We start from the raw sequence: 26,874 nt of genomic DNA on the forward strand, positions 1-26,874 counted from the left end.
TCTTTTTCAGTCTCGACAGAAGGCGCTTTAAGCGCGGGCCGCCCCTAGGTTCGGAGCGTGCGCGGCTCTTCGGCCAATGGCAGGTCGCCGGTGCCATCGATCATGTCATCCTCCCGCTCTATTTTTCTTCTCTTGGGTTAGGACGATGGATGGCCTTGCAACAGCGGATTATCCCGAATGTCCGCGTGACGGACATGCCGCGTCATGGCGACGTTTGTAGGCTCCCTTCCGGACGGCGGTTCGTGTTGACGAACGGCATGTTCCGCACGACCCCGTTTTCGCCGATAGGGGTCGTGAAGTGAACGCGTGGAGCAGACAGAGCGAGGTAGCGGTGGTGATGATCAGCCGGCCCAAACGGGGTGAGACCAGCCCGGACACCACCAGACGCCGGGGGGCGACATCAGCGGGAACGTCACCCGCGCATCGGGCGGGAAGAAGGTGACGCTCCAGATCATCTGGGATGCTTTTGCTTTAAACGTGAACCTGAACTTCGTCGAGTTACCGTAAAATATCATGGCTGCAGAAATAAACTGTCTGCCGCGTCGCGCTCGATTGATTTCACCGTCCGGCGAAGAGACTCCAGATAGCGCGAGGCGGCCATCGCCGTGGTCATGGCCGAGGCGACATAGACCACGCTCAGGCAGCCGAGGAGCCCCTGCCTGCCGCGGATGGGAAGCGCGATCCCGGCCATCTTCGGCTCGTCCGTCCAGTTCATGTGGTTGGTGCCATAGCCCCGCTGCACCACGCGCGCCAGCATGTCGTCCAGGGCCGGCCGGTCACGGGCCAGCCGGCACTCCATTCTTGGTTGCCGTGCCAGGAAGTCGATGATGCTCTCGCGCTCCTCCTGCGGGCAGAATGCCAGATAGGCCGTGCCGCTCGCCGTCTGGAGCATGGGGAGGCGCCGGCCGATCATGGAGCGGTGAAACGAGAGCTTGCTGAAGCGATGCGTGGTCTCGCGGACCACCATGGCGTCCACGTCGAAGGTGCAAAGGTCCGTCGGCCAGACCACCTCCTTGAGCAATTGCCCCAAAAGGGGCGAGGCGAGCGCGGAAATCCAGTGCTCGTCGCGAAAACCTTCGCTGAGTTCCCGCACGCGAAGGTTCAGGCAGTATCGGTCGTCGGACTCGCTGCGCCGGACATAGCCTTCCGCCTGCAAGGTCTCCAGAAGACGTTGCACCGTGGTGCGATGCAACTTTGTCTGCTCCGCAAGGCGCGCCACGTTGGCGCCGCCGTCGATGCGGTTGAGGACGTTGAGGAGCGCGAGCCCCCGGCTCAGCCCCCGCACGTTCTTGTAGGGGCTCTCCCTCGCCATGATGCTTCGCTCCTTTTTCGCCAGCATAACGCAAAAATCCCAGCGGCTTGCACCGGTGCGTGGTGCCCGCTGAGGTCACTGCATGCGCGGGAAACGCGCGCAATTGCTGAATTCCGGCACTGGCCGGCGGGGCGCCGCGTTACCCTGATCGCTAAAAAAGCCGTTTAGAAACAGTCCTGTGCACTCAGTGCACAGTGTCATGGTTTGGTGTTCCTTCTTCGGCACCGGCGCTCATAAGGTGACCCCGCTCAAAACGAAGAACGCGACCGGGAAGGGAGGAGCGGGCCAGGCATTGCCGTGGGCCAGCAGCTTCCACGGTCGAGGGAGCCATCATGACCATCAAGCTCAAGTGCCTTTCGCACACGCCTCTGCGTGGCCTGAACGATCCCGCGCCGGAGGTGATCGCCGAAGTCGATGCGGTGCTGGCCCGCGCCCGCGCCGATGTGGAAGCATTCGACCCCGAGCTGATCGTGATTTTCGCGCCGGATCACTATAACGGCCTCTTCTACGATCTGATGCCGCCATTCGTCATTGCAACGGCGGCGGAGTCGGTCGGCGATTACATGACATTGCCGGGTCCGCTCTCGGTGGAGCGCGATCTGGCGCTCGAGCTGGCGCGCTTCATCCTCGATCACGACGTGGACATCTCCCTGTCCCATCGCCTGCAGGTGGATCACGGCTGCACCCAGACCCTGGAAGAGCTGACCGGCAGTCTCACGCGCTATCCGGTGATCCCCATCATCATCAATTCGGTGGCGCCCCCCTTTGCGCCCTATCGGCGGATCCGCCGCCTCGGCGAAGTGGTCGGACAATTCATCGCCACCCTCGACAAGCGGGTGCTGGTGCTGGGCACCGGCGGGCTGTCCCACGAGCCTCCGGTGCCGCTTCTGGAGGGCGCGCCCGAAGCCATCGGCGAATTCCTGATCTGCGGGCGCAATCCCACCCCCGAAGCGCGTGCGGCCCGGCAGGAGCGCACCATCGCCGCCGGCAAGATCTACGGCACCGAGCTGTCCGCGCAGACCCCTCTCAATGCCGAGTGGGATCAGGCCTTCATCGACCTTCTGCTGGATGCCCGGCTCGACGCCGTGGACGACTTCAGCATCGAGGAAATCTCGAAGGAAGCCGGCCGCTCCACCCATGAGGTCCGCACCTGGGTGGCGGCGTTCGCGGCGCTTGCGGCGGCCCGGGGCGGCTACAGCGCGCACCGCGACTACTACCGCCCGATCAATGAATGGATCGCCGGCTACGGCGTCATGAGCGCCGAGCCACGCTGACAGCGTGCATGCGAAGCCCAGCGAGGAACGCCAGGAGAATCAGGATGTTGGACAGATCAAGCTGCACGCCCACCGAGGCCGAGATTGTCGCCCGCGCGGAGGCCATGGTGCCCTGGCTGCGGGAGCAGGCCGACGCGGTCGAGAAGGCACGGATGGTGCCGGCCGCGACCATCCAGGCGTTCCAGGATGCGGGCTTCTTCCGCATCCTCCAGCCGCGCCGCTGGGGCGGCTACGAAATGAGCCCCAACGTGCTCAACAAGGTGCTGATGGAGCTCGCCCGCGGCTGCCCGTCCAGCGCCTGGAACGTGATGGTCCTCGGTGTCCATCCGTTCGAGGTGGGCCTGCTCGACCAGCGCTGCGGCGACGAATTGTGGGGCGAGGACACGAGCCGGCTGGTCTCGTCTTCCTACGCCCCGTTCGGAACCGTGACGGCGGTGGATGGCGGCTATGTCCTGAAGGGCGAGTGGCTCACCTCCAGCGGCTGCGACCATGCGGAGGGCGGCGCCTTCCTCGGCGGTCGCGTGGCGGAGAATGGCGAGCAGGTGTTCCGCTCCTTCTGGGTGCAGAAGTCCGATTTCGAGATCGTCGATGACTGGTTCGTGGTGGGCCTCGCCGGCACCGGCAGCAAGAAGCTGGTGGTGAAGGAAGCGTTCGTTCCGTCCTATCGCAGCCACGTCATCGCCGCCTACGGCGAGGAGACCCACGGCCACGTGGATAATCTCTACAAAATGCCGTTCTTCTATGTGTTCTATGCGGCGGTGTCTTCGGTCATCGTCGGCATGGCCCGCGGCATGGTGGACCTCTACGTCGAGCACATGAAGCCCCGGCAGAACCTGAACCAGGCCGTCGGCGCGGCGGTGAACGACCCCTTCATCAAGGGCCGGCTGGGCGAGGCCTCCGCCAAGATCCTGGGCGCGGCCGCCCGTATCCTGCACAACACCGACGAGGCCTGGAGCTTTGCCGAGCGCGGCGAACTGGTGCCCATCGACGTGCGCGTGCGCCACTTCGCCACCAACCAGTTCACCGGCGGCGAATGCTTCGACGCCGCGCACATGATCTTCAAGAAGACATCGACGCGCGGCGTCTGGCTGAACAACCCCATGCAGCGCCAGTTGCGCGACATCCTCGTGGGGGCGAACCACATCACCCAGAACCAGGACAATATCGGCGATCTCCTCGGCGGACAGATGCTCGGCAATCCCATGCCGGCGGCGAACCCGTTCGGCGTTCGGCCGTGAGCAGGGGGGCTCCTTCAATGACACAGAACATCAACCAGCGCCTTGACTGGGCGTCGAACGAAGCCCTGCGCGAGCTGCCCACCGTCAGCGCGGATGACCACCGCTCCGGCATGCGCCACCTGGCATCGGGTGTGTCCATCATCACCAGCCGCGACGGCGAGACCGTGGTGGGGCTCACCGCCACGGCGGTGTGCTCGGTCACTGTCGATCCGCCCCGCATGGTGGTTCTGGTCAACAAGAAGGTGGCCGCCGCGGACACCATTCTGGCCAGCGGCGCCTTGTGCATCAACGTGCTCGCCGCCAGCCAGGCGCATCTCGCCAAGGTGTTCGCCGGCATGGTGGAGGGGGTGTTCGGCCCCGCCCGCTTCGAGCATGGCAACTGGCACAGCCGCGTCTCCGGCGCGCCCGTGCTTGAGGGTGCGCTCGCCACGTTCGACTGCCGCGTGGTCAAGGTATTCGACGAGAGCACCCATCACGCCCTGCTGTGCGAGGTGCTTCATGCCTCCGAGCCGCCGGGCGGCGAGCCGCTGATCTATGTGAACGGCGCTTTCTGTCGCGTCAGCCCCCTGGAAGCGTGAGATGAGCCAGTCCTTCACCGAATCCGAAACCAGCCGCTTCGTCCGCGTCCGCGAAGGCGAGGGCGAACTCAATATCCACTATAACGACTGCGATCCGGGCGATGCCCGTGAGACCGTGGTGATGCTGCACGGCTCCGGCCCCGGCGCTTCGGGCTGGGCCAACTTCAACCGCAACATCACGCCGCTGGTGGAGGCCGGATTCCGGGTGCTCCTCGTGGATTGCCCCGGCTGGAGCAAGAGCGACACCATCGTCAACACTGGCTCGCGCTCGAACCTGAATGCACGGGTGCTCGCCGGCGTGGTGGATGCGCTCGGCCTCTCGCGCATCCATATCCTGGGCAATTCCATGGGCGGCCACAGCGCGGTGGCCTTCGCCCTCGACCATCCCGAGCGGGTGGGCAAGCTGGTGCTCATGGGTGGCGGCACGGGCGGCGTCAGCCCGTTCACCCCCATGCCCACCGAAGGCATCAAGCTGCTCAATGGGCTCTACCGCTCGCCGACGATCGAAAACCTGAAGGCGATGATGAATGTCTTCGTCTTCGATCCCGGCGACCTTACCGAAGAACTGTTCCAGGCGCGGCTCGACAACATGCTGAAGCGCCGGGATCATCTGGACAACTTCGTCGCGAGCTTTGCGGCCAATCCCAAGCAATATCCCGATTTCGGCCCCCGCCTCGGCGAGATCGAGGCGCCGACGCTGGTCATCTGGGGCCGCAACGACCGCTTCGTGCCCATGGATGTGGGCCTGCGCCTCATCGCCGGCATCCCGAAGTCGGAACTGCACGTCTTCAACAATTGCGGGCACTGGGCCCAGTGGGAGCACTGGAAGGCGTTCAACGCGCTCGTGCTCGAATTTCTTTCAAGGTGATTTCAGATGAGCGCACAGCAGATCATCGAGGCGGCGGACCGGCTGTCCGACGCGACGCTCACGGGCGCGCCCTGCGACCCGGTGCGGGACCTGATCGGCCTCGACCTCAAGGCCGCCTATGAGGTCCAGTTTCTCAATACTCGGCGTGCCGTCGAGGGCGGCCGGCGCCTGGTCGGGCGCAAGATCGGCCTGACCTCGCGGGCGGTCCAGCAGCAGCTCGGCGTCGATCAGCCGGACTTCGGCGTCCTGTTCGCCGACATGGAGTATGGCGACGGAGAGGAAGTGCCCTTCGCCCGCCTGCTCCAGCCGAAGGCGGAGGCGGAAGTCGCCTTCGTCCTGAAGTCGGACCTCGCCGCGCCGGATGTCACCCCCACCGAGGTCTGCCGGGCCATCGATTACGTGGCTCCGGCCATCGAGATCGTAGGCAGCCGGGTGAAGAACTGGGACATCCGCATCTCGGATACCATCGCCGACAACGCCTCCAGCGGCGTCTATGTGGTGGGCGGACCCATCCGCCGGCTGGATGACATGGACCTTGCCGGCGTCGGCATGGTGCTGGAGCGCAACGCCGTCGCCGCCTCCTTCGGCGGCGGGGCGGCCTGCCTTGGCAATCCGCTTACCGCGGTGCTGTGGCTCGCCCGCACTTGCGCCCGCCTCGGCACGCCCCTCACGGCCGGGGATGTGGTGCTCAGCGGCGCCCTCGGCCCCATGGTTCCGGTCGCGCCGGGCGATGTTCTCGAAGCGCGGATCGCCGGTCTCGGCTCGGTCAAGGTCTCCATCGGGACCCTCAGCACCTCGGAGAAGCAGGCATGAGCACGCCCAGGATCAAAGCCGCCATCATCGGCTCGGGCAACATCGGCACCGACCTGATGATCAAGATCATGCGCACGTCGCGGCACCTGGAGATGGGGGCCATGGTGGGCATCGATCCCAAGTCGGACGGCCTCGCCCGCGCCGCGCGCCTCAACGTGCCGGTGACCCACGAGGGCATCGAGGGGCTGCGCCGCCTGCCCAATTACGCCGAGATCGGCGTGGTATTCGACGCCACCTCCGCCAAGGCCCACCTCACCAACAATGCGCTGCTCCAGAAGGACGGCAAGAAGGTGATCGACCTCACTCCCGCGGCGGTCGGACCCTTCACCATCCCGGCCATCAATGGCGATGCCAATCTCGAAGAGCCCAACGTGAATATGGTCACGTGCGGCGGCCAGGCCACCATCCCGATGGTCTATGCCGTGAAGCGGGCGGTGAAGCGCCTGGTCTACGGGGAGATCGTCGCCTCCATCTCCTCGAAGTCCGCCGGCCCGGGCACGCGGGCGAACATCGACGAGTTCACCGAGACCACCTCGAAGGCCATCGAGGTGCTGGGCGGGGCCGAGCGCGGCAAGGCGTTGATCATCCTCAATCCCGCCGAGCCGCCCCTGATTATGCGCGACACGGTCTTCACCCTCAGCCAGGGCGGCGACCGGGAGGCCATCGAGGCCTCCATCCTTGAGATGGCCGAGACGGTGAAGACATACGTTCCCGGCTATCGGCTGAAGCAGAAGGTGCAGTTCGAGGTCATCGGCGACAACGCGCCGGTGCGCATCCCCGGCATCGGCACTGCTTCGGGCCTCAAGACCACCATCCTGCTCGAGGTGGAGGGCGCCGCCCACTATCTGCCGGCCTATGCCGGCAACCTCGACATCATGACCTCTGCCGCGCTGGTGACCGCTGATCGCTGGGCCGCGCGCAGGCTTGCGAAGGAGGCCGCGTGATGGCCCGTCCCAACAAAGACAAGCTCTACATCCAGGATGTGACCCTGCGCGACGGCATGCACGCGCTCAGGCACCAGTACGACCTTGCGGCGACGCGAGCCATCGCCCGGGCCCTCGACCGGGCCAGGGTGGACGCCATCGAGATCAGCCACGGCGACGGCCTCACCGGCTCCACCTTCAACTACGGCTTCGGCGCCCATGACGACGCCGAGTGGATCGCCGCGGTGGCGGAGGAATGCAGCCATGCCGTGGTCACCGTGCTGCTCATTCCGGGCATCGGCACGGTGCATGATCTCAAGCATGCCTATGAGGCCGGCGCGCGCTCGGTGCGCGTGTGCACCCATTGCACCGAGGCTGACGTGTCGCGCCAGCACATCGAGGCAGCCCGTGAGCTGGGCATGGACACGGCGACCTTCCTGATGATGGCCCACATGATCCCGCCCGAGGCCCTCGCGGAGCAGGCCAGGCTCATGGAGAGCTACGGCGCGGAATGCGTCTATGTGACGGATTCCGCCGGTGCCCTGCTGCCGGAAGACTATACGGCGCGGGTGAAGACCCTGCGCGACGCGCTCAGGCCCGAAACCGAGATCGGCGTTCACACCCATCACAACCTCACGCTCGGCATCGCCAATGCGGTGGCGGGGATCGAGGCCGGCGCCGTGCGCGTGGATGCCTCGCTGGCCGGCATGGGCGCCGGGGCGGGCAATGCGCCGCTGGAGGCACTCATCGCGGTGCTCAACCGCAAGGGCATCGACACCGGCTGTGACCTCTACGCGCTGATGGACGCCGCCGATGATCTGGTGCGCCCGCTGCAGGACCGCCCGGTGCGGGTGGACCGGGAGAGCCTCTCGCTGGGCTATGCCGGGGTCTATTCGAGCTTCCTGCGCCACGCGGAGAACGCCGCGCAGACCTACGGCGTGGACACCCGGGAAATCCTCTCCGAACTCGGCCGCCGCCGCATGGTGGGCGGACAGGAGGACATGATCGTCGACGTTGCCCTAGACCTCGCCGAGGCGAAGGCCGCCGTCGCCTGACAACCGCATCGCAAGTCCGGCAGGGCGCACCCCGTGCGGGATGCGCCCTGCCGTGTCCGCGACACAACCTGAAACCGCCGGGGATCATCGGCGGACCCATGAACGCTGGCCGCAACGGGTCGCACCAGACGGGAGGAAAATGAACATGACGATTGCATTGAAATCGGCCTCTGCGGGAAGCAGGGCGCTTGTCTACGTCTCGCTTGCCGCCGTGATCGAAGGCTTCGATCTGCAAGCGGCCGGCATCGCCGCCCCCAAGATCGGGCCGGCGTTCCACATGACGCCCCAGCAGATGGGGCTGTTCTTTTCCGCCGCTACCTTCGGGCTGATGTTCGGCGCGCTCGTGGGCGGCTATACGGCCGATCGCTGGGGGCGGCGCGCCGGGCTCGTCATTGCTTTGGCGGCCTTCGGTGTCGCCTCCATCGCCACCATCTTCTCGACTTCGGTGGAGATGCTGATCGCGCTGCGTTTCCTCACCGGCGTCGGGCTCGGCGGCGCGTTGCCGAACCTCGTGTCCATCGCTTCGGAAGCCGTCGGCCCGGAGCGCAAGGGGCGCGCGGTGGCCATCATGTATGCCGGGATGCCGTTGGGGGCCGCGGTGGCGAGCCTTGTCGCCCTGCTCGATCTGCATGGCGGCGACTGGCGTTCCATCTTCCTCGTGGGTGGCATCCTGCCGCTGCTCCTTGTCCCCTTCATCTATGCCGGCCTGCCGCCGTTGAAGACGGTGGCGAGCACTTCGGAGCGGAAGACGCCGTGGACCGAGGTGTTCCGTCCCGACGCCATGGTCACCACGGTGCTGTTGTGGAGTGCCTTCTTCCTCGGCCTGATGGTGGTCTATCTGCTGATGAACTGGCTGCCGCAGCTCCTGGTGGGGCAGGGCTTTTCGCGTAGCGAGGCCTCGCTGGCGCTGATCCTCTACAGCCTCGGCGGCACCGTGGGCAGCCTCATCGGCGGGCGGGTCCTCGACGGCAGCCAGCGCGTCGTGGCCATCGGCGCCAGCTTCGCCTTCGTGGCCGCCGCCCTTGCGATGCTGGGCCTGCTTCCGCCAGCGCTCGCGACCATGCTCGTCACCGTGACCCTGGTGGGCGTGGGCGTGCTGTGCGTGCAGTCGATCCTCTACGGCATCGCCCCGCAATGCTACCCATCGGAGATCCGGGGCACCGGTGTGGGCGTCGTGGTCGCCGTCGGGCGTCTCGGCTCCATGGCCGGTCCGCTGCTGGCGGGTGTGCTGGTGGCGCAGGGCAGCACGCCGGCCGACGTGATGCTGGTCCTGGTGCCCATCATCCTGGCGTGCGGGCTGGGCACCCTCGCCCTGGTGGCCCGGCGGTTTCGCCCCGCCCTAGCCTGATCCACGCCTCGCCCCCTGGCGCAGCCGGGGGGCCGCAAGCGCGGGCGGGATGCTCGAAACCTCCAGGGAAGGAACATGAAATGAAGCTCTTGCGATTTGGACCCGCCGGCACCGAAAAGCCGGGCGTCCTCGATGATGCCGGCCGCATCCGCGACCTCTCCGGCGTGATCGCCGACCTCTCGGGGGATGTGCTTTCGCCGGGCAGCATTGCGCGCCTGTCCGCTCTCGATCTGTCCACGCTGCCGGTGGTGGAGGGCGAACCGCGCCTGGGGTGCCCGGTGGGGAACGTCGGCAAGTTCATCGCCGTCGGCCTGAACTATGCAGACCATGCCGCCGAGGCCAACATGGCTCTTCCCAGCGAGCCCGTCATTTTCTCCAAGGCCACGAGCTGCATCGTCGGTCCCAACGACGACGTGGTCCTTCCGCCGGCGTCCGCCAAGGGCGACTGGGAAGTCGAATTGGGCATCGTCATCGGACAGACCGCACGCTACGTCACGCCCGACGCGGCGCTGGGCCATGTGGCGGGATATTGCCTGGTGAACGACGTGTCCGAACGCGAATACCAGCTGGAGCGCGGCGGCACGTGGGACAAGGGCAAGGGCTTCGACACCTTCGGGCCGATCGGGCCCTATCTCGTCACTGCCGATGAGGTTCAGGATCCGCAGGCGCTGGACCTGTGGCTCGACGTCAACGGACGGCGCATGCAGAGCGGCAACACCCGCACCATGATCTTCGATGTCGCGACGCTGGTGAGCTACATCAGCCGCATCATGACCCTGTTTCCGGGCGATGTGATTACGACCGGCACGCCGCCGGGCGTGGGTATGGGGCAGAAGCCGGAGCCGATCTACCTGAAGGCCGGCGACGTGATGGAACTGGGCATCGAGAAGCTCGGAACCCAGAGGCAACGGGTGCGGGCCTGGGCTTGATGCCTGTTTGAGACTTGAAGAAGAAAATACACAGGCGGGGCAACACGTGCCATTCCGGTCCTCGGCCCTGGCGCCGCGCTCGCCATCGCTGGAAGCTCGGGGCCGGTCGCGCGGACGCTGGGGAGGCTCCTCATGTTGCCCCCACAGGCACAGTCTGGGAGACGTGCGAATCCATAGTCAGCGGCAGTGCCTTCATCTATGGTGCCGCCGTTTTCCAGCCTGATCGTCTCTCCTGTGACTCCCGCCGCCCGTCTGCAAGCTACTCTCGAACTGATGCATGAAGTCGACAGTGTCGCGCGCCCCGCCGATGCTGTCGTCTCGGCGTGGTTTCGAGCCCGACGCCAAATCGGAGACAGGGATCGCGGCCAGATCTACGATCTGCTCTATGCGCTACTGCGGCATCACGCGCGAATAGTCTGGTGGTTGGCAAAGCACGGGCGTCCGGACGTGCCGCGCAACCGGCTTTTGGCATGGCTTGCGCTTGATGGGGGCACGGCCTTGGGGGGTAAGACCTCGGGGAATAAGACCTCCGGAAGCAAGACGCCGGACCAGATCCATGGCTTGTTCAGCGGTGGAAAATTCGCGCCTGCCGTTTTGACCGATCATGAGCGCGCGCTGCTGCTCAAACTGCAGGGGTGCACGATCGACCACCCGGCCATGCCGGACGAGGTGCGCTTTGAATGTCCGTCCTGGGCGGTCGAGCCCTTGCGGCGGCGTTTCGATGACACGTTCGAGCGCGAGATGGCCGCGCTTCTGACGCCGCCTCCGCTCGATCTGCGCGTCAATCCGGTCAAGTCCACGCGCGAGGCGATGCTGCGCGCGCTGCGCGATCTTGGCCTGAAGGCCGAGCCGTCCCGCCTGGCGCCTTTTGGCATCCGCGTGAAGGAGCGCCCCTCGCTGGCCAGCCTGCCCATGCTGAAGAGCGGCGAGGTGGAGATCCAGGATGAGGGCTCGCAGCTCGTTGCCATGCTGGTCGATGCGCGGCCGGGCGAACGGGTGGTGGATTTCTGTGCCGGGGCCGGCGGCAAGACGCTGGCCATTGCCGCGCAGATGGCGAACAAGGGCCACGTGATTGCCTGTGATGTCTCGGATGGCCGCCTGAAGCGCGCCGCCGAGCGGTTCCGGCGTGCAGGCCTCCACAACATCGAGACCCGGCCCCTGGCCAGCGAAACCGATCGCTGGGTGAAGCGCCACAAGGGCGGCTTCGATCGCGTGCTGGTCGATGCGCCATGCAGCGGCACCGGCACGTGGCGGCGCAATCCCGATGCCCGCTGGCGGCAGCAGGAGGCGGGGCTCGATCATCTCCTGCCGCTGCAGGCTCGTATCCTTGCCAGCGCCGCGCGGCTGGTGAAGCCCGGCGGGCGGCTCGTCTACGCCACATGCTCCATGCTGCCGGAGGAGAACGAGGCCCAGGTGGCGGCATTCCTTGCGGCCTATCCCGTCTTTCATGTCATGCCGGTGCGCGAGGCTGCTCCACAATTGACCGGTTCGGCGCATCCGGATCACCTGTCGTTGACGCCGGCGCGCCACGATACGGACGGCTTTTTCGCCGCCGTCCTGCAGCGTGAGCCCGCGGCAGCGCCCGAGTAAAAATCGTCGCCCGGCAATGCGGGAAACCCCGCCTGCCCACCGGACCTTTACTTGCGGATGGGAACGCCCTTGGTGGTGAAACGCTGCGTCCCGGCGGTGCTGCGCACGGGGCGCCGCGTGCCGGCGGCCTTGCCGGTGCCGGGCGGCTGGTGGGCCGGCACCAATTGGTCGGGGCGCGAGCCGATCAGATCGGCGCGGCCCATCTGCTTCAGCGCCTCGCGCAGCAGCGGCCAGTTCTCGGGATCGTGGTAGCGCAGGAACGCCTTGTGCAGGCGGCGCTGGCGCAGCCCCGTCACCGTCACCACCTTGTCGCTCGCCCCCCGCCGCACGCCCCGCAGCGGATTGACGCCGGTATGGTACATGGCGGTGGCCGTGGCCATGGGAGAGGGCAGGAACGTCTGCACCTGATCTGCGCGATAGCGGTTCTTCTTGAGCCAGAGCGCGAGGTTCATCATGTCCTCGTCGGTCGTGCCCGGATGGGCGGCAATGAAATACGGGATGAGATAGTATTTCTTGCCGGCCTGCTTCACCGCGGCGTCGAACATCTCCTTGAAGCGGTCATAGGTGCCGATGCCCGGCTTCATCATCTTGTCGAGCGGGCCGCGCTCGGTGTGCTCGGGCGCGATCTTCAGGTAGCCGCCGACGTGATGGGTCACCAGCTCCTTGATATATTCGGGGCTCTTCACCGCCAGGTCATAGCGCACGCCGGAGGCGACCATCACCTTCTTGACGCCCTCCACCTCGCGCACCTTCCGGTAGAGCCGGATCAGGTCGTCGTGGGAGGTGTTCAGGTTCGGGCAGATGTCGGGAAAGACGCAGGACGGCCGCCGGCACGCCGCCTCGATCTTGGGGTCCTTGCACGCCATCCGGTACATGTTGGCGGTGGGCCCGCCGATGTCCGAGATCACGCCCGTGAACCCCGGGGTCTTGTCCCGGATCAGCTCGATCTCGCGCAGGATCGAGCCCTCCGAGCGGTTCTGGATGATGCGGCCCTCGTGCTCGGTGATGGAGCAGAACGTGCAGCCGCCGAAGCAGCCGCGCATGATGGTCACCGAGAACTTGATCATGTCCCAGGCCGGGATCTTCGCATCGCCGTAGGAGGGATGCGGCGCGCGGGCGTAGGGCAGGTCGTAGACCGCGTCCATCTCGGCGGAGGTCAGCGGGATCGGCGGCGGGTTCAGCCACAGGTCGCGATCGCCGTGGCGCTGCACGAGCGGGCGCGCATTACCGGGATTGCTCTCCCGGTGCAGCACGCGGGAGGCGCGGGCATAGGCTTCCTTGTCCTGCTCGACCTGCTCATACGCCGGCAGCCGGATCACCACGTCGCCGGGGCGGCGGGCAGCCCCGTCATCGGAGGAGTCGAGATCGTCGGCATGCAACTCAGTGTAATTTTCCGGCACGCGGCGGAACAGGGCGACGCCCCTTATGGAATTCAGATCGCGCGGCGCCTCGCCGGCGGCGAGGCGGTTCGCCACCTCCACGACGGCACGCTCGGCATTGCCGTAGAGGAGCAGATCCGCCTTGGCGTCCGCCAGGATCGAGCGGCGCACCTTGTCGGACCAGTAGTCGTAGTGGGCGATGCGGCGCAGCGAGGCCTCGATGCCGCCGAGCACGATGGGCACGTCCTTGTACGCCTCGCGGCAGCGCTGGGTGTAGACGATGGTGCAGCGGTCCGGCCTCTTTCCGCCCTCGCCGCCGGCCGTATAGGCGTCGTCGTGGCGCAGCCGGCGGTCGGACGTGTAGCGGTTGACCATCGAGTCCAGGTTGCCGCCGGTGACGCCGAAGAACAGGGTCGGCTTGCCCAGCGCCTTGAACGGCTCCGCCGACTGCCAGTCGGGCTGCGCGATGATGCCGACGCGGAAGCCCTGGGCTTCCAGCAGCCTGCCGATGATGGCCATGCCGAAGCTTGGATGATCCACATAGGCGTCGCCGGTGACCAGCACGATATCGCAGGCGTCCCAGCCGAGCGCGGCCATCTCGGCGCGGCTCATGGGCAGGAACGGCGCCGCCGTGTGGGACTGCGGCCGGTGGCGGGACAAGGAACTCAAGGGTTTTGCGGCGTCGGCGTGGGTGTCCATGGCGTCCACGCATAAGGCTCCACCCCGGCGAATTCAACTCACCATGCCCGGAGCCGCGGACCCAGACCCTTGCCCATGGCCGCACGGAGCCGGCGCGAATGAAGCCGAAACAGCTATCGGCCGTCTGGTTGGAGCGGCATTTCCGACAGGGGAAGAAGGCGGGAATCTTCCAAGGCCGCCGTGCGATGACCAAGGCCGGCGAGATACGCATCGTGACTGGCAAAGGCGAGAAAGGAGGCGACGCTCGTCTGGCGTACCAGCATCGCCCTGTCCCATCTCTCATTGTCGGGGCCGATCAGGAACGGGCCTCCCGAGCCGAGAAACAGCACGTCGCCGCCGCTCGCGCGCAGATGGGGCAGCGTATGCCGGATATAGCGGTCGAAGGCCTCCGAGCCACTGATCGGCCCGGCGGGCGCAAGGCCTGGATGGTCCGAATAGTCTGCGACATCCCGGAAGCGCAGCAGGTTCAACATGACGACGTTGCCCACGAACCCGCGTTGCAGGAAGAGCCGGCCGGCCTCTTGCGTCGGCTCGAGATAGCCGATGGTGTCGGACGCGTTCATGGCATCTGCCCACCGTCTGTCAGTTTGAGTTCGCGTGATCGGCCGGGCCGAACGCCAGGCGCAGCACATAGGCCCGAACATCCTTGGGCCAGTCGGCGATCCGCTCTTCCAACACCGGGCGATCGTCCGCGAAAAGGGCGCGTGTTGCCTCTTCATAGCCGGGCAGATCGCCTGCGATGGCCTGCATGAAGTGATAGGCGGTCTCCTGGGCGGCGCGCTTTTGCTGCCGTGGGTTTGTGGTCCGGCGGGCGTCGTCCACCAAGCGCCTCAAGGTGGCGGAGGCGCCGCCCGGCTGGGCAGACAGCCAGTCCCACTGGCGCGGCAGCAAGGTCACTTCGCGGGCGATCACCCCCAGCTTCGGCCGTCCACGCCCCTTCGGGCCTTCAGCCTCGTCCGGGACCGCTTCGGAGGGCGCGTCGGCCCGTGGGCGATGGCGGCCGACGACGGTTGGCGCAGGCCGCGACAGGCGCTCCACGATCTCCGCATCTGTCCCGCGCAGATCGAGATCGACGATGCGACCGGTGCCATCGTCGAAGACGAGGATTGTCTCCGCCGCCTTGGTCTCGGCCGATCGTCGAACGGCGAGGGCGACTTCGGCCAACGGGCCCGAGAGCAGCAGTCGATGGCCTTCGAAGGCCGTGCAGGGCTTGGTTGGGGGATTGATCATGGCACGCTCATCAAGCAAGGGATGGCGCATTTAATACCCGGGTAAATTTATCCCGTCAATATTACCCGGATAAAATAATCCCACCGCCATACGGCTGCAGATGTCCGCCCCTGAACGCGCATCACTCCGGCGGGGAGGAGCCGATGGGCGCCGGTGCCGTTCCGGGTCGATGGAGGAGGGTCAGCGACAGGAATGCGCCGACCCATGACCCCGCCGCCGCGAACACCACATACACCCAGTTCTCCGTGTAGCTGATCACGGCGAAGGACGAGAGCATGTACCAGACGCTGGACCAGTTGGCGGCCGAGAGCCGCTTGCGCGCCACCACGGCCGAAGTGAAGGCCACATAGCAGGCATCGGTCGCCGCCGTGGCGACGAACACGCCGAGCGCGATGAGCGGGTCGAGGGCGGAAAAGGCCGTGAGGATGTGCTGCATGGGAAGCCCGGGACGGGGGAGGGCGGTCAGATGACCGGTGGCCTCCATCATGGCGCAGGCGCGGGCCTGGGCAATGGGCGGGTGGGCCGGACGTTTGTTGCCATGGCCGGCGCCGTTGCGATCACGGGGCTCCGGTTTGCCCGCTCATCCGGCCGCGTCGCAATGCGCCGCAGCGCGCGCGGCGTTCGCGCAGGCGCCGAACATGGTTTAATGCGGGCTGCTTTGCTCAAGCGTGTGCCGCGACATGCATGATTCCGCCGTCCTCGCCTGGATGCTGTTTGCGGCCCACGCGAGCCTCCAGCTTGTCTTCATCGTCCGCGCATTGCTGCGCCCCCACCGGGAGCCCTCTTCGCGGTTTGCCTGGGTGCTGGTGATCCTGCTCGCGCCCGTGGTCGGCGTCCTGGCCTATATCCTGTTCGGCGAGGTCAATCTGGGGCGCAAGCCCATCGAGCGGCTGCGCGCGGCGCTGAAGGCCCTGCCGCCCGCTCCGGACGTGGCCGGAGCGTCCGCCGAGGCGATGGTCCCCGAACGCTGCGTGCCGCTGTTCCGGGTCGGCTATTCGGTGAACCACTTCGTGCCGGTGGCCGGCAACCGGGCGGTGCTGCTGCCCGATTCCGCGGCGGCCATCGCCGCCATGGTCGCGGACATCGATGCCGCGCGGCACAGCGTGCATGTGCTGTTCTATATCTGGCTCGCCGACGGGAGCGGCCTGAAGGTGATGGAGGCGCTGAAGCGCGCCGCCGCGCGCGGCGTCGTCTGCCGGGCCATGGCCGATGACCTCGGCTCCCGGGCGCTGATCCGCTCCGCCCATTGGCGCGACATGGCGACGAGCGGGGTGAGGCTGGCGGCGGCGCTGCCGGTGGGCAATCCCCTGCTGCGGCTGTTCAAGGGCCGGATCGACATGCGCAATCACCGCAAGATCGTGGTGATCGACAATACCATCACCTATTGCGGCAGCCAGAATTGCGCCGACGCCGCCTTCGCGGTGAAGGCCCGGTTCGCGCCCTGGGTCGATGTGATGGCCCGCTTTGAGGGGCCGGTGGTGCGGCAGAACCAGTATCTGTTCGCCAGCAACTGGATGGCGCAGACCGACGAGGATCTTGCGTCCCTGTTTGCCGAGCCGTTGCCTGCCCAGGTCCCGGGCTTCGTCGCGCAGGTGATCGGCTCGGGCGCCGGCGTGCGCTATTCGGCCATGCCGGAGACGTTCGTCGCGCTGATGAATGCGGCCCGGCGCGAACTGGTGATCACTACGCCCTATTACGTCCCGGATGAGCCGCTCCAGGCCGCTCTGTGCGCCAGCGCCCGGCGTGGCGTCGCGACCACCATCGTCTTTCCCCGGCGCAACGATTCCTGGATCGTGGCAGCCGCCAGCCGCAGCTATTATCGCGACCTGCTGGAGGCGGGCGTGGAAATCCGCGAATATGTCGGCGGCCTGCTGCACGCCAAGACGCTCACCCTCGACGGCGAGGTGACCCTGATCGGCTCCGCCAATATCGATCGCCGCAGCTTCGAGTTGAACGCGGAGAACAACATGCTCCTGCACGACGAAGCCTTCACCCGCGCGGTCCGGGCCCGCCAGCAGGTGTTCCTCGATGCCGCAACGCCGGTGACGCGGGCGCAAGTGGACGCCTACAGCGTGGGGCGGCGGCTCTGGAACAATGCCATCGCCATGCTCGGGCCGGTCCTGTAGGTGCGCGATGCCGGGGGGCCAAGCCGTCGGATTGGTATTTGCGAACGGCGCACGCGCTGATGTAAATTAAGGCATGCCCACTTCCGCGCCACGCCCCAGCGCCTCATCCGATACCTCCGCTCCAACGCGTACCGTCTTTGGCAAGGACTTGCGCACGCTGCTGCTGTGGTGCTGGCAGGGGCTGGGCGGAACGCTGGCAGTCGCGGCGATGGAAGTTGCCGCCTATTTCGGCGAGACGCCTCTGGCTCTCATTCCATTCGTCACCTCCATCGTCCTGGTCCTGGGCATGCCCGAAGCCGCGGCCGCCCAGCCGCGGGCGCTGGTGGGTGGTCATCTGGTCTCGACGCTGGTGGGCCTGGCCATGCTTGCCGCCTTTGGGCCTTCCGAGCCTGCCGCCGCGGCGGCGGTGGGGCTCGCCATGGTGGCCATGCGGGCCAGCGGAACCATGCATCCCCCGGCCGCGATCAATCCGATCATCGTGGTGATGGAGGCCATGAAACCGGGCTTCCTGCTGGTGCCGGTGGGCCTCGGTGCCGTGCTTTTGTCGCTGTATGCGTTCGGCTGGCACAATCTGGCGCGGCGGGGCAGCTGGCCTTTGCGTTGGTGGTAGGTCCGGAGCGGGTGGTTGCAGGCAAGGGGTGGTCGGACCGTCCCCCGCGCATCTCTCCCGGTGCCGTCTGTTGAGGTGGCGGCAAAGGACGCGGGTTGCGTTTCGGTTCGCGTCACGAACACCCATCGAAACAACAGCCCAGAGCCGTGATCCAGGGCGAGCGGAAAGTGCTCTAGCCGCGCACGGCGCCCCTGAACGCGGCGGAAAGCGCGGCGAGCGCATCGCGCGGGCGTCCATCCTTGATCCGCGTGTGAAGCAGCACCGGCAGGCGCGGCAACTCGGGCAGGTTGAGCCTGCGGCCGACGTCGACGGCGCCGAAGGGCAGCATGCGCGGTGCCAATGCGGCGACGCCGAGTCCGGCCGTCACCGCCGCCGCCACCGCCGTCACGCCGCCACCGACGAAGATTTCCGTCCACGGCACGCCGGCCGCATCGAGGATCTGCCCGGCTAATGCGCGCACGCCGCAGGGCTCGGCCATGGTGGCGAGCGGCAAGGGCTCACCCGCGCGGTGCTGCCAGTGCGGGGCGGCGAACCATCCGAACTTCTCCTCGGTCACCAGTTCCCCATCGTTGCGCCCGGCATGGAGGCGGACGATCACCGTATCGAGCTCCCGCCGGTCGAAGCTCTGCAGCAGGTCGCCGGACGATCCGATCCGGATCTCGATGAGCAGTTGCGGGTCCTGAGCGTTCATGCGGGCAATCAGGGCCGGCAGCTCCGGCCCCGCCACATGGTCGCTGATGCCGATGGCGAGGCGCTGGCGCGCGCGCGCGAAGGCGGCCAGGGCGCGGTCGTGCATCTCCAGGAGGTCCCGAGCGTCCTTCAGGAAGACCTCGCCGCGGGCCGACAGCTCCACATAGCGGGGCGTGCGCTCAAGGAGCCTGCAGCCGAGCCGCTCCTCCAGCCGCTTCAGCTTCAGGCTGACCGCCGCCTGCGTGGTCTGCAGGACTTCCGCTGCGCGCGTGAAGCTGCCCAACTCGGCGGTGCGGACGAAGGCCCGCACCGCGTCAAGGTCGAGGGGATGTTCCATCATTTCGATTGATTATCACTGATATCAACAATCATATCTTATCAAAATGATGGTGCGGCGTCTAACGTTGCAGCGGGCCATACGAGGAAAGGACCCGCACATGCCGCTCATTCATGTCGCCCTGCGCGCCGGCAAGCCTGAAGCCTACCGGGAGGCCATTCTGGACAGCCTCTACCGGGCGCTTCGGGAGGCGCTCAACGTCCCCGAGGACGACCAGTTCATGACCATCAGCGAGCACGCGCCCGGCAACTTCCGCCATGGCACGGCCTATGGCGTGCAGCGGGGCGATGATCTCGTCTACATCACCATTACCGTGTTCAACACCCGCACGCCGGAGCAGAAGAAGGCGCTGTTCCGGCGCATCGCGGACCTGCTCGGCGAAAGCCCAGGTATCCGGCCCGAAGACGTGTTCGTCGTCATCGCCGATGCCCCGAAGGAGAATTGGTCCGTCGGGCACGGCCTCCAGTTCGCCTGAGGCGCGGACGCTCGTGGCGTCGCCGCCACCCGGTCGTTGGCATCGATATGGAGGCGGGAGATCATCGCCGCCTCACCATGGCGTCCCGTCCTTGCGGGTGAAGGACCAGCCCTGGTCGGAGAACCGGGCCACCAGATCGTCGTCGGGATATTCGCCTGCATCCTCAGGGTCCCGGTCGCCGATCTCCAGGTAACGCACCTCCTCGCTTGTCCGGTTGACGAGGTGGTGCGCCAGCCCGTTCGCCGGGAAGCCGACGCACATGCCGGGGCCGAGCGTAAACTCGCCCTCGTCCGTGCGCAGGGTCGGCGTGCCGGCGAGGATGTAGACGAACTCCTCCTGCCGCGTATGCCGGTGGAGCAGCGCGGACTGCGCGCCGGGCGCGAGGGCGGTGAGGTTCACCCCGAAGCGGGAAAGGCCGAAGGCGTCGCCGAGCTGGCGCTTTTCGCGCCCGGACATGCGCGCCGCGAACGGCGCGGGGTAGTTCGAGGGCTTGCGGCGCGGCGGCACATCCATCGCTGCGAGCGGCGTCCGCACAGGGGTGGTCATGAAGGGCTCCGTCGCTGAACGTCAAGGGCTGGAAACTAGCGGATGTCTGCGCTCAAATGAGTGAGAAGTTCTCACCTGTTGCCGGTCGCCGGTCCGGTCGCGCTGAACGGAGCCGCCATGTCCTTCAGCCTGCCTTCGCTGCGCGGCCTTGCCGCCCTTGATGCCCTGGCCCGCCACAGGCGGCAGGAGGCCGCGGCGGAGGCCCTCGGCATCTCGCGGTCCGCGCTTTCCCACCGCATTGCCGACCTGGAGGCGGAACTCGGCGCCCGGCTGATCCGCACCGAGGGTCGGGTCTCGGTGCTGACCGATGACGGCACCGCCCTCCTCGCCGCCATGGGCGACGCGATCGAGCGGATCGAGGCGGCGGTTGCGCCGTTGCAGCGGCGGCGCCGGCAGATCCGGCTCTCCACGGTGAACACGTTGGCCGCCAATTGGCTGCTGCCGCGCCTGCCGGAATTCCAGCGCGCCCATCCCGGCATCGAGATCGCCGTGCTCACGACGCAGAGGGTGGCGGACCTCGTTGAGGAAGATATCGACTGCGCCATCCGCAACGGGTCGGGCGCCTGGCCGGATGTCGCGGCGACGCTGCTGTTCCGCGAGACGCTGGTGCCCGTTGCGGCGCCGGGCCTTGTGCTCGGGCCTGCGGCCTCGTGGCCGGTGATCCGCGCCCGCGCCCGATATCGCGACTGGACGCTGTGGTGGCAGGGGACGGGACAAGGCGGGGCGGTGCCAGGGAGCAGCATTGTGGTCGAGAACAGGGCGCAGGCCCTCGAAGCGGCCTTGGCTGGCGGGGGCGTCTTGCTCACCGATGCGCGCTACATCGGGGCTCATGTGGCATCCGGACGCCTGCACGTGTTGGGACCGGCGGTGGAACTGGACACCGGAAACTATTTCATCCGCCGCAAGGGGGCACGCAACCCGCGGCACATGGATGCGCTCGAGCACTGGCTGGTGGAGCAGGGGAGTGCCGCAGGACAGGTGGAATGACAGGCGGTGCCGCCGGTCGCATTCGCGCCGCAGCCGGCCAGCATCCGATCATTGACGGGAATTGCCCACCTTGGCCGACATGGTCTTGACCGCGCGGTGCAGGAGCACGCGGATCGCGGTGGGCGACAGGCCGGAGCGCAGCGAGACTTCGGCCACGGACTGTCCTTCGATCTTCACCGTGCGCACGATGTCGCGGGAGCGCTGGGGCAGGCCGTCCAAGAGACGCTCCAGGTCGAGCCGCGCGCTGGCAGGCGCCTCCTCGTCCGCTCCGGCGATATCGTCGATCTCGTCCACAACGCTCGACGCGTTCCGGCGCGTCGCCCTGAGGTGGTCGATGAGCTTGTAGCGGGCGATGGCGAAGAACCAGGCCGCGAACGGCCGCTGCGGATCATAGGTGGCGCGGCGTTCGTGGATGGCGATCAGCGTGTCCTGAACCAGATCTTCCACCGAGGCATCGCGGCCGAGCCGGCGCGCGAAATAGCTGCGGAGAGTTGCCGCCAAGGCTTTCAAGAGGGCGCGATAGGCTGCCTCGTCGCCAGCCTGGGCGGCGATCATCAGGGCGTCCAGTGGCGGGTTTGGCGCCGACACGTCCATCTCCGCATTCAGATCCGCGCGCGACCAATACCGCTGCCGCCAATGGGCCGCCGGAGACCGTCGCGCCCGGCCCAACGATCCAATGGCCCAGTGACCAAACCCATTCTAGATCGATCGCCCTAAAACGCAAGCGGATGATGGCCGATGACCACAGCGGCAGGGTCCCTACCATCGCAGCAGGCGCGGCCCAAGAAGTGCGCCCAGCACACCTGTGAGGGCAATGCCGGCGCCGTACCACAAGGTCACGAAGGGAAGGGCCGTCTCGTCGCAGGCGATGGCGTAGATGGCGGCCGAAAGCGCCCCGGCCGTTACGCCCACGGCGGCGCCCGCAAGGCGCAGCCGTGTGGGAGCCATCTGGCGCATGGCATACATGCCGGCGGCCAGGATGGGCAGCGCGAGCAGCATGATGAGGGCCGTGCAGTGGTCCAGCGTGTGGCCGAGGAGGAGCGGGCGCATCGCGTCCCGCGGCGCGGAGGCGAGCTGGACGCTCGCGAGCAGGGCCATGGTGCCAGCCACGGCGATCCCCACCGTATAGCCGCGACCAGCTTCAGCGCCCGGCCGGCCCAGCCGGTCGACGGCCATCAGCCCGGCAACTGCGAGGCCGGACGGGAAGATGAGTTTGATCCAGAACGACGCGGTGGCGAGGGCCGAAGCCATGTCCGGGCGCAGGCCGAGCAGCGCCAGCATGGTTGCTGCGGACGCCGCACTTCCGAAGGCGAACGCCAGGGCGAGCGTGCGGCGCACGGATGGGACCGGCGTGGCCGAAAGATCCCCCGAGAGAGCATCGATCAGCGCATCCGTCGAGATGCCTTCTTGCCCTCCAGCGAAGCGCACGCCGTCGCGCATCGTGAACCCGCCTTCCAGTTCAGGCCCGCGGCTGGGGAAGAGCGCTCATCCATGAGCCCCACACGCCACGCGCCAAAGCGAAAATCATGTCAAATCATCCATCCGGGGTGCGGCGAAAGCAAGGAGCCGCCCGGCAAAGTGCTCTGACAAGATCAGGAGCATTCCAGCTTTGCGGCGCGCATGCGATGGCTGCGCACCTTGTGCCGGTTGCCGCAGGCGGACATGGAGCACCAACGCCGGGTCCCGTTCCGCGCCGTGTCGTAGAAGATCAGGCTGCACTCCGGATTGGCGCAGTGCCGCAGTCGCGCACGCTCGTAGTGGGTCGCGAAGTCGGCGAAATCCGTGGCGATGGCGACCAGGGGATCCATGTCGCCGGCCTCTTGCCGCTCCACCAGAAGCCTGCCGTCACGCCAGGCGAACTGCGGTGGCGCGGCGCCGGCGACCAGATGCCGATTGACGAGATCAAGGTCCGGGGCAGCGGGGCGGCTGCCGGTCTCCAGCGCGTCAAACAGGCGCTGGAGGGCCGCGCGCAGGGCATGCACGTCCGCGAGGTTGGCGTCAGCCGCGCCTTTGAGCCCCGACCCCACCTTGAGGCCGGCGGCGGCGAGCCATCTCGCCCATCCCTCAGGCGTCGCCAGAAAGTCCCCAAGGGCCACCGGCGCGGAGTTCGCGAAATCGATCCAGAGGCGGCTGCCCAGAAACGGCATGCCATCCCGGAAGTCGCTGTCCTGCGGTGTGGCCAAGGCCCGCGTCCCTTTCTTGATCCGACGCCTCAGCGGGCGCTGTAACCGGGAACATAGTTCGTCACAGGTTTGGCGCAAGGCCGGGGCGAAGCCGTGAAACCATTAAAAATAATTTGACAGGTTACATTGGGTATGTAACTCCACTCGTGGCATTAAGCCAGTTACGAAAGGTGCCCCATGCTGAATGCGTTTCTCCAGGCCGTCCGTCCGGCTGCGGCCGGCTCCACTCCGGTAGCCACGGTGGCTTATCGCCGGGCGGCGGTCGGCGGCCTCGACATTTTCTATCGGGATGCGGGACCGGCCGACGCGCCGGTGATCGTGCTGCTGCACGGCTTTCCCTCCTCCTCCCACATGTTCCGGAATCTCATTCCCGCGCTGGCCGACCGCTACCGCGTGATCGCGCCGGACTATCCGGGCTTCGGCTATTCCAGCGCCCCGGCGCCCGAGGATTTCGCCTACAGCTTCGATGCCCTCGCCGACGTGGTGGAGACGTTGCTCGCAGACCTCGGCGTGCCCCGCTACGCGCTCTACTTGCAGGATTTCGGTGGACCCGTGGGCATGCGCATCGCGGCCCGTCATCCGGAGCGGGTCACTGGCCTCATCGTGCAGAATGCGGTGGCGAACCTGGAAGGCTTCGCCGCCAGCGCGGTGGGCACCTTCGGGCCCTATTGGGCCGACCGCAATGCCGAGACGGAAAAGCCCCTCCGCGGCTTCCTCACCGCCGAGACCACGCGCTTCCAGTATGAGCACGGCGCCTCGGCCCGCGCGGATCGCGTCAGCCCGGATGCCTGGCAGCACGACCAGTGGCTGCTGGACCGCCCCGGCAACGACCGGATCCAGCTGGAGCTGCTCTACCGCTACCAGGACAATGTGGGCGCCTATCCGCAGTGGCAGGCCTATCTGCGCGCGCACCAGCCGAACATCCTGGTGACCTGGGGCGACAACGACCCCTTCTTCACCGCCGCCGGCCGCGACCTGTTCAAGGCGCTGGTGCCGGCCACCGAGGTGCACGCCTACGACGCCGGCCATTTCGCTCTGGAGACCCACGGGCCGGAGATCGCCGCCGCCATCCGCGCCTTCCTCGCCCGCGTGGCTCCGGCCGCCTGACGCCGGTCTCGCGCGCGCTCGCGCATCACCGGTCGCCGCGCCGGCCGATCCCGGCGTGGCGACCTTGCTGCCCCTTGCGGAGTTTTCCGATGCCTTCCCTGTCCCGTACGCTGATCGCCATCGGGGCGACGGCGCTTTGTCTCGGCCTGCCGCTTCCCGCCGCCCGATCCGCCCCGCCGGCTCCCGCGCCGGGAGCCTCGCAGACCGTCCTTTCGCCGACGGTCCATTACCGGTCGAAGACCATCGACGGCGTCGATGTCTTCTATCGCGAGGCGGGTCCCGCCGACGCGCCGGTGCTCCTGCTGCTGCACGGTTTTCCCTCGTCCTCCCACATGTTCCGCAACCTCATCCCGCTGCTGGCCGACCGCTACCGGGTGATCGCGCCCGACTATCCCGGCTTCGGCCATAGCGCCGTGCCCGATCGCGCCCGGTTTTCATATGGATTTGCCGCCTATGCCGGCCTCGTCGACCGCCTCATGGGCGAACTGCATGCCAGTTCCTATGCCCTCTATGTGATGGATTATGGCGCGCCTGTCGGCTACCGGCTGGCCCTCATGCATCCCGAGCGGGTGACCGCGCTGGTGGTGCAGAACGGCAATGCCTATGAGGAGGGCCTGAGCCCCTTCTGGACCCCGCTGAAGGCCTATTGGGCGGACGGGGCACAGGCGAACCGCGATGCCCTGCGGGCCGGGCTGACGGCGGAGGCCACCCGCGCGCAATACGTCAACGGCGTCGCCGACATCTCGCGGATCGATCCCGACACCTGGCTGGTGGACCAGGCCCTGCTCGACCGGCCGGGGGTGGACGAGATCATGCTCGACCTGTTCAAGGACTATGCGAGCAACGTCGCGCTCTATCCCGCCTTCCACGCCTTCTTCCGCGAGCGTCACCCGCCCACTCTCATCGTGTGGGGTGCCAGGGACGAGATCTTTCCCTCCGCCGGCGCGAAGGCTTATCTGAAAGACCTGCCCAGGGCCGAACTTCATCTGCTGGACAGTGGGCATTTCGCGCTGGAGGACAAGGGCTCCGAAATCGCGGCGCTGATGCGCGATTTCCTGTCCCGTTCCCTGCCGGTGAAAGGTGACAGGCCGACCGCACACTGAGCCACCCGAGTGGGCCGCCCGCATGGCTTGTGCGGGCGGCCTCGCGTCGCCGGAGTTGCCGGGCCGGTGTCACCAGCGCAGCAGTCGCGGCCCCATGGCCCAGCCGAACACGGTGACGAGGGCAATGCCCGTCGCGTACCACACGCCCACATAGACCGGCGTGTCGTTCAGGCAGTAGGAGGCATAGGCAAGGGCGCCGATGCCGCCCGCAACCAGTCCCAGCAGCGCTCCGCAATACGGGAGTTCCGTCGGCACCGCCTCGCGCAGCACCAGGGTGAGCAGCACCAGCGGGATGGCCGAGAGCAGTGGAATGGCGACCACGCACAGGCGCCACTCGCGGAACATGACCACCTCGTACCACTGCGACGGCGACAGTGACGCGAGCTGAACCCCCGCCGCGAACCAGACCAGCCCCAGAGGCACCAGCACGAACAGCAGCGTGCGTGACCGGGCGTTGCCGGCGCGCGCGGCGCGGCGCAGCCCGTAGATCGCGATGGCCACCACGGTGCCGAGAAAGCCGATCTTCAGGAAAAAGCCGGGCGTGCGGAGCGCCTCCACGATGTCGGGGCGCAGGCCGAGGGTGAGCATGCACACCAGCGCCGCCGCCGCCAGCGATCCGAACACGGCCAGCGCCACGATGCGATCCTGCCGGCGGGGGTCCACGGCCTCGACGCGGGTCGAGAGGAAGTCGATGAGGTCATCGGTATTCATGGGCGTGCCTCCGACAGCACGGCGGCGAGCCGCTTCATGCCGCGATGTATTCCGATCTTCACCGCCGCATCGGACATGCCGATGCGGGCGGCCGCTTCCGCGATGCTGAGGCCCTCGATCTTCACGTATTCGATGGGCAGGCGGAAATGCCGTGGCAGTGTCGCCAGCGCCCGATGAAGCTCGCGTGCTGTATCCACGGCGGAGAACCCGTCGTGCGCGTCGGCGAGATCATCCACCTCGTCGATCTGGACATGGCGCAGGGCCCGGGCGTTGGCCCTCAGATAATCGATGAGCTTGTAGCGCGCGATGCCGTAGGTCCAGGCCAGCACCGGCGACGAGCCGTCATAGGTGTGACGCTTGGTGTGCAGGACGAGAAGTGTGTCCTGCACCAGGTCCTCGGCCTCGTCCGTGCCCGTGCCGGAGCGGCGAAGCCTGTTGCGGAAATAGCTGCGCAGGCGGCCGGACAGGTGGTGCAGCAGCGCCCGGTGCGCCGCGGCGTCGCCGGACTGGCTCGCCCGCATCAGCGCCTCGAGATCAGGTTCAGGACTGGTCATGAAGTTCCCCCTCATGCGGATGTCTTCGCCTCCGGGCCGTGGTGTGTTACGTCGCGTCCCATCACGAGACTGCGAGCGCGCTGGCCGAGGGCATCAGACGAGGGGGAAGACTTCCCCGCGGCTCGTTTTATTCCCTGCCTCTGAACTGATTTTCAGGGGTCGTGGTCAAAAACAGTTGACCAGATGAAAAACGATGATCTGTAACTTGA

The 26,874-nt window shown here is 67.1% G+C and carries 28 protein-coding genes; 16 read left to right on the forward strand and 12 right to left on the reverse strand.

Annotation, left to right across the window (positions count from 1 at the left end):
- Window positions 1-511: 511 nt before the first annotated feature.
- On the reverse strand, window positions 512-1,312 hold the full coding sequence (locus V5F66_RS00125; RefSeq protein ID WP_394092928.1) for a DNA-binding transcriptional regulator: 801 nt from the start codon (window positions 1,310-1,312) through the stop codon (window positions 512-514).
- 332 nt (window positions 1,313-1,644) lie between these two features.
- Between V5F66_RS00125 and V5F66_RS00130 the strand changes: the two genes are divergently transcribed.
- The 10 genes from V5F66_RS00130 to V5F66_RS00175 all read left to right on the forward strand — a co-directional run bounded on the left by V5F66_RS00130 (window position 1,645) and on the right by V5F66_RS00175 (window position 11,928).
- Entirely contained in the window at window positions 1,645-2,586 is a 942-nt protein-coding gene (locus tag V5F66_RS00130; protein WP_394092929.1) for a 3-carboxyethylcatechol 2,3-dioxygenase, read from the forward strand.
- 44 nt (window positions 2,587-2,630) lie between these two features.
- Window positions 2,631-3,824, forward strand: coding sequence for an acyl-CoA dehydrogenase family protein (locus tag V5F66_RS00135; RefSeq protein WP_012112953.1), 1,194 nt, complete (start codon window positions 2,631-2,633; stop codon window positions 3,822-3,824).
- A gap of 17 nt (window positions 3,825-3,841) precedes the next feature.
- A complete protein-coding gene (locus V5F66_RS00140) occupies window positions 3,842-4,402 on the forward strand; it encodes a flavin reductase family protein (RefSeq protein ID WP_012112954.1) in 561 nt (186 codons plus the stop codon).
- A 1-nt stretch (window position 4,403) separates the two neighbouring features.
- A complete protein-coding gene (locus V5F66_RS00145; RefSeq protein ID WP_394092930.1) occupies window positions 4,404-5,270 on the forward strand; it encodes an alpha/beta fold hydrolase in 867 nt (288 codons plus the stop codon).
- Between the two features lie 6 nt (window positions 5,271-5,276).
- The gene (locus V5F66_RS00150; RefSeq protein ID WP_394092931.1) at window positions 5,277-6,083 is read left to right on the forward strand and encodes a 2-keto-4-pentenoate hydratase; all 807 of its coding nucleotides are present in this window, start codon (window positions 5,277-5,279) and stop codon (window positions 6,081-6,083) included.
- Window positions 6,080-7,027: an acetaldehyde dehydrogenase (acetylating) gene (locus tag V5F66_RS00155; protein ID WP_394092932.1), complete on the forward strand. Its 948-nt coding sequence runs from the start codon at window positions 6,080-6,082 to the stop codon at window positions 7,025-7,027. The genes V5F66_RS00150 and V5F66_RS00155 overlap by 4 nt, the downstream gene beginning before the upstream one ends.
- Complete coding sequence (gene dmpG / locus V5F66_RS00160; protein WP_012112958.1) at window positions 7,027-8,061, forward strand: 4-hydroxy-2-oxovalerate aldolase; 1,035 nt, start codon at window positions 7,027-7,029, stop codon at window positions 8,059-8,061. The genes V5F66_RS00155 and dmpG overlap by 1 nt, the downstream gene beginning before the upstream one ends.
- A 145-nt stretch (window positions 8,062-8,206) precedes the next feature.
- Window positions 8,207-9,409 carry an MFS transporter gene (locus V5F66_RS00165; RefSeq protein WP_041576385.1) on the forward strand — a complete coding sequence of 401 codons (1,203 nt, stop codon included), beginning with the start codon at window positions 8,207-8,209 and terminating at the stop codon, window positions 9,407-9,409.
- Window positions 9,410-9,489: 80 nt separating this feature from the next.
- Window positions 9,490-10,338: a fumarylacetoacetate hydrolase family protein gene (locus V5F66_RS00170; RefSeq protein WP_394092933.1), complete on the forward strand. Its 849-nt coding sequence runs from the start codon at window positions 9,490-9,492 to the stop codon at window positions 10,336-10,338.
- A gap of 198 nt (window positions 10,339-10,536) precedes the next feature.
- Entirely contained in the window at window positions 10,537-11,928 is a 1,392-nt protein-coding gene (locus V5F66_RS00175; RefSeq protein WP_394092934.1) for an RsmB/NOP family class I SAM-dependent RNA methyltransferase, read from the forward strand.
- Between the two features lie 47 nt (window positions 11,929-11,975).
- Here V5F66_RS00175 and V5F66_RS00180 read toward each other — a convergent pair whose 3' ends face one another.
- The 4 genes from V5F66_RS00180 to V5F66_RS00195 all read right to left on the reverse strand — a co-directional run bounded on the left by V5F66_RS00180 (window position 11,976) and on the right by V5F66_RS00195 (window position 15,672).
- Window positions 11,976-14,006, reverse strand: a complete 2,031-nt coding sequence (locus V5F66_RS00180; protein ID WP_394002471.1) for a YgiQ family radical SAM protein — start codon at window positions 14,004-14,006, stop codon at window positions 11,976-11,978.
- A 113-nt stretch (window positions 14,007-14,119) separates the two neighbouring features.
- Window positions 14,120-14,569 (reverse strand): DUF1330 domain-containing protein, encoded by a 450-nt coding sequence (locus V5F66_RS00185; RefSeq protein WP_394006195.1) that lies wholly within the window; start codon window positions 14,567-14,569, stop codon window positions 14,120-14,122.
- A 19-nt stretch (window positions 14,570-14,588) separates the two neighbouring features.
- Complete coding sequence (locus V5F66_RS00190) at window positions 14,589-15,236, reverse strand: DUF2239 family protein (protein ID WP_394092935.1); 648 nt, start codon at window positions 15,234-15,236, stop codon at window positions 14,589-14,591.
- Between the two features lie 121 nt (window positions 15,237-15,357).
- Window positions 15,358-15,672, reverse strand: a complete 315-nt coding sequence (locus tag V5F66_RS00195; RefSeq protein WP_041576389.1) for a hypothetical protein — start codon at window positions 15,670-15,672, stop codon at window positions 15,358-15,360.
- A 244-nt stretch (window positions 15,673-15,916) separates the two neighbouring features.
- Here V5F66_RS00195 and cls point away from each other — a divergent pair, with 244 nt between their 5' ends.
- On the forward strand, window positions 15,917-17,362 hold the full coding sequence (gene cls / locus V5F66_RS00200; RefSeq protein WP_394092936.1) for a cardiolipin synthase: 1,446 nt from the start codon (window positions 15,917-15,919) through the stop codon (window positions 17,360-17,362).
- Between the two features lie 148 nt (window positions 17,363-17,510).
- Window positions 17,511-17,972 (forward strand): HPP family protein, encoded by a 462-nt coding sequence (locus tag V5F66_RS00205; protein ID WP_041575179.1) that lies wholly within the window; start codon window positions 17,511-17,513, stop codon window positions 17,970-17,972.
- A gap of 172 nt (window positions 17,973-18,144) precedes the next feature.
- On the opposite strand, the gene V5F66_RS00210 is transcribed toward V5F66_RS00205, so the two are convergent.
- On the reverse strand, window positions 18,145-19,002 hold the full coding sequence (locus V5F66_RS00210) for a LysR family transcriptional regulator (protein ID WP_394092937.1): 858 nt from the start codon (window positions 19,000-19,002) through the stop codon (window positions 18,145-18,147).
- A 97-nt stretch (window positions 19,003-19,099) separates the two neighbouring features.
- Here V5F66_RS00210 and V5F66_RS00215 point away from each other — a divergent pair, with 97 nt between their 5' ends.
- Entirely contained in the window at window positions 19,100-19,474 is a 375-nt protein-coding gene (locus V5F66_RS00215; protein ID WP_394092938.1) for a tautomerase family protein, read from the forward strand.
- A 72-nt stretch (window positions 19,475-19,546) separates the two neighbouring features.
- On the opposite strand, the gene V5F66_RS00220 is transcribed toward V5F66_RS00215, so the two are convergent.
- Window positions 19,547-20,020 carry a cupin domain-containing protein gene (locus V5F66_RS00220; RefSeq protein WP_394092939.1) on the reverse strand — a complete coding sequence of 158 codons (474 nt, stop codon included), beginning with the start codon at window positions 20,018-20,020 and terminating at the stop codon, window positions 19,547-19,549.
- 117 nt (window positions 20,021-20,137) lie between these two features.
- Between V5F66_RS00220 and V5F66_RS00225 the strand changes: the two genes are divergently transcribed.
- Complete coding sequence (locus V5F66_RS00225; RefSeq protein WP_394092940.1) at window positions 20,138-21,007, forward strand: LysR substrate-binding domain-containing protein; 870 nt, start codon at window positions 20,138-20,140, stop codon at window positions 21,005-21,007.
- A 48-nt stretch (window positions 21,008-21,055) separates the two neighbouring features.
- Here V5F66_RS00225 and V5F66_RS00230 read toward each other — a convergent pair whose 3' ends face one another.
- From V5F66_RS00230 to V5F66_RS00240, 3 genes are all read right to left on the reverse strand, one after another.
- On the reverse strand, window positions 21,056-21,601 hold the full coding sequence (locus V5F66_RS00230) for a sigma-70 family RNA polymerase sigma factor (RefSeq protein WP_394092941.1): 546 nt from the start codon (window positions 21,599-21,601) through the stop codon (window positions 21,056-21,058).
- Between the two features lie 165 nt (window positions 21,602-21,766).
- Window positions 21,767-22,447 (reverse strand): NrsF family protein, encoded by a 681-nt coding sequence (locus V5F66_RS00235; RefSeq protein WP_394092942.1) that lies wholly within the window; start codon window positions 22,445-22,447, stop codon window positions 21,767-21,769.
- A 152-nt stretch (window positions 22,448-22,599) separates the two neighbouring features.
- Entirely contained in the window at window positions 22,600-23,190 is a 591-nt protein-coding gene (locus V5F66_RS00240; RefSeq protein ID WP_041575182.1) for a CGNR zinc finger domain-containing protein, read from the reverse strand.
- Window positions 23,191-23,367: 177 nt separating this feature from the next.
- On the opposite strand from V5F66_RS00240, the gene V5F66_RS00245 reads away from it, so the two are divergent.
- Together V5F66_RS00245 and V5F66_RS00250 are read left to right on the forward strand one after the other, a co-directional pair.
- Entirely contained in the window at window positions 23,368-24,297 is a 930-nt protein-coding gene (locus tag V5F66_RS00245; RefSeq protein ID WP_394002370.1) for an alpha/beta fold hydrolase, read from the forward strand.
- Between the two features lie 89 nt (window positions 24,298-24,386).
- Window positions 24,387-25,400: an alpha/beta fold hydrolase gene (locus tag V5F66_RS00250; RefSeq protein WP_012112976.1), complete on the forward strand. Its 1,014-nt coding sequence runs from the start codon at window positions 24,387-24,389 to the stop codon at window positions 25,398-25,400.
- Window positions 25,401-25,469: 69 nt separating this feature from the next.
- On the opposite strand, the gene V5F66_RS00255 is transcribed toward V5F66_RS00250, so the two are convergent.
- Window positions 25,470-26,111 carry an NrsF family protein gene (locus tag V5F66_RS00255; protein ID WP_394002374.1) on the reverse strand — a complete coding sequence of 214 codons (642 nt, stop codon included), beginning with the start codon at window positions 26,109-26,111 and terminating at the stop codon, window positions 25,470-25,472.
- Window positions 26,108-26,665, reverse strand: coding sequence for a sigma-70 family RNA polymerase sigma factor (locus tag V5F66_RS00260; RefSeq protein ID WP_012112978.1), 558 nt, complete (start codon window positions 26,663-26,665; stop codon window positions 26,108-26,110). Before V5F66_RS00260 ends, V5F66_RS00255 begins: the two co-directional genes overlap by 4 nt.
- Window positions 26,666-26,874: the final 209 nt, after the last annotated feature.

The organism is Xanthobacter versatilis, assembly GCF_043193975.1.
Taxonomy (GTDB): Bacteria; Pseudomonadota; Alphaproteobacteria; order Rhizobiales; family Xanthobacteraceae; genus Xanthobacter; species Xanthobacter autotrophicus_E.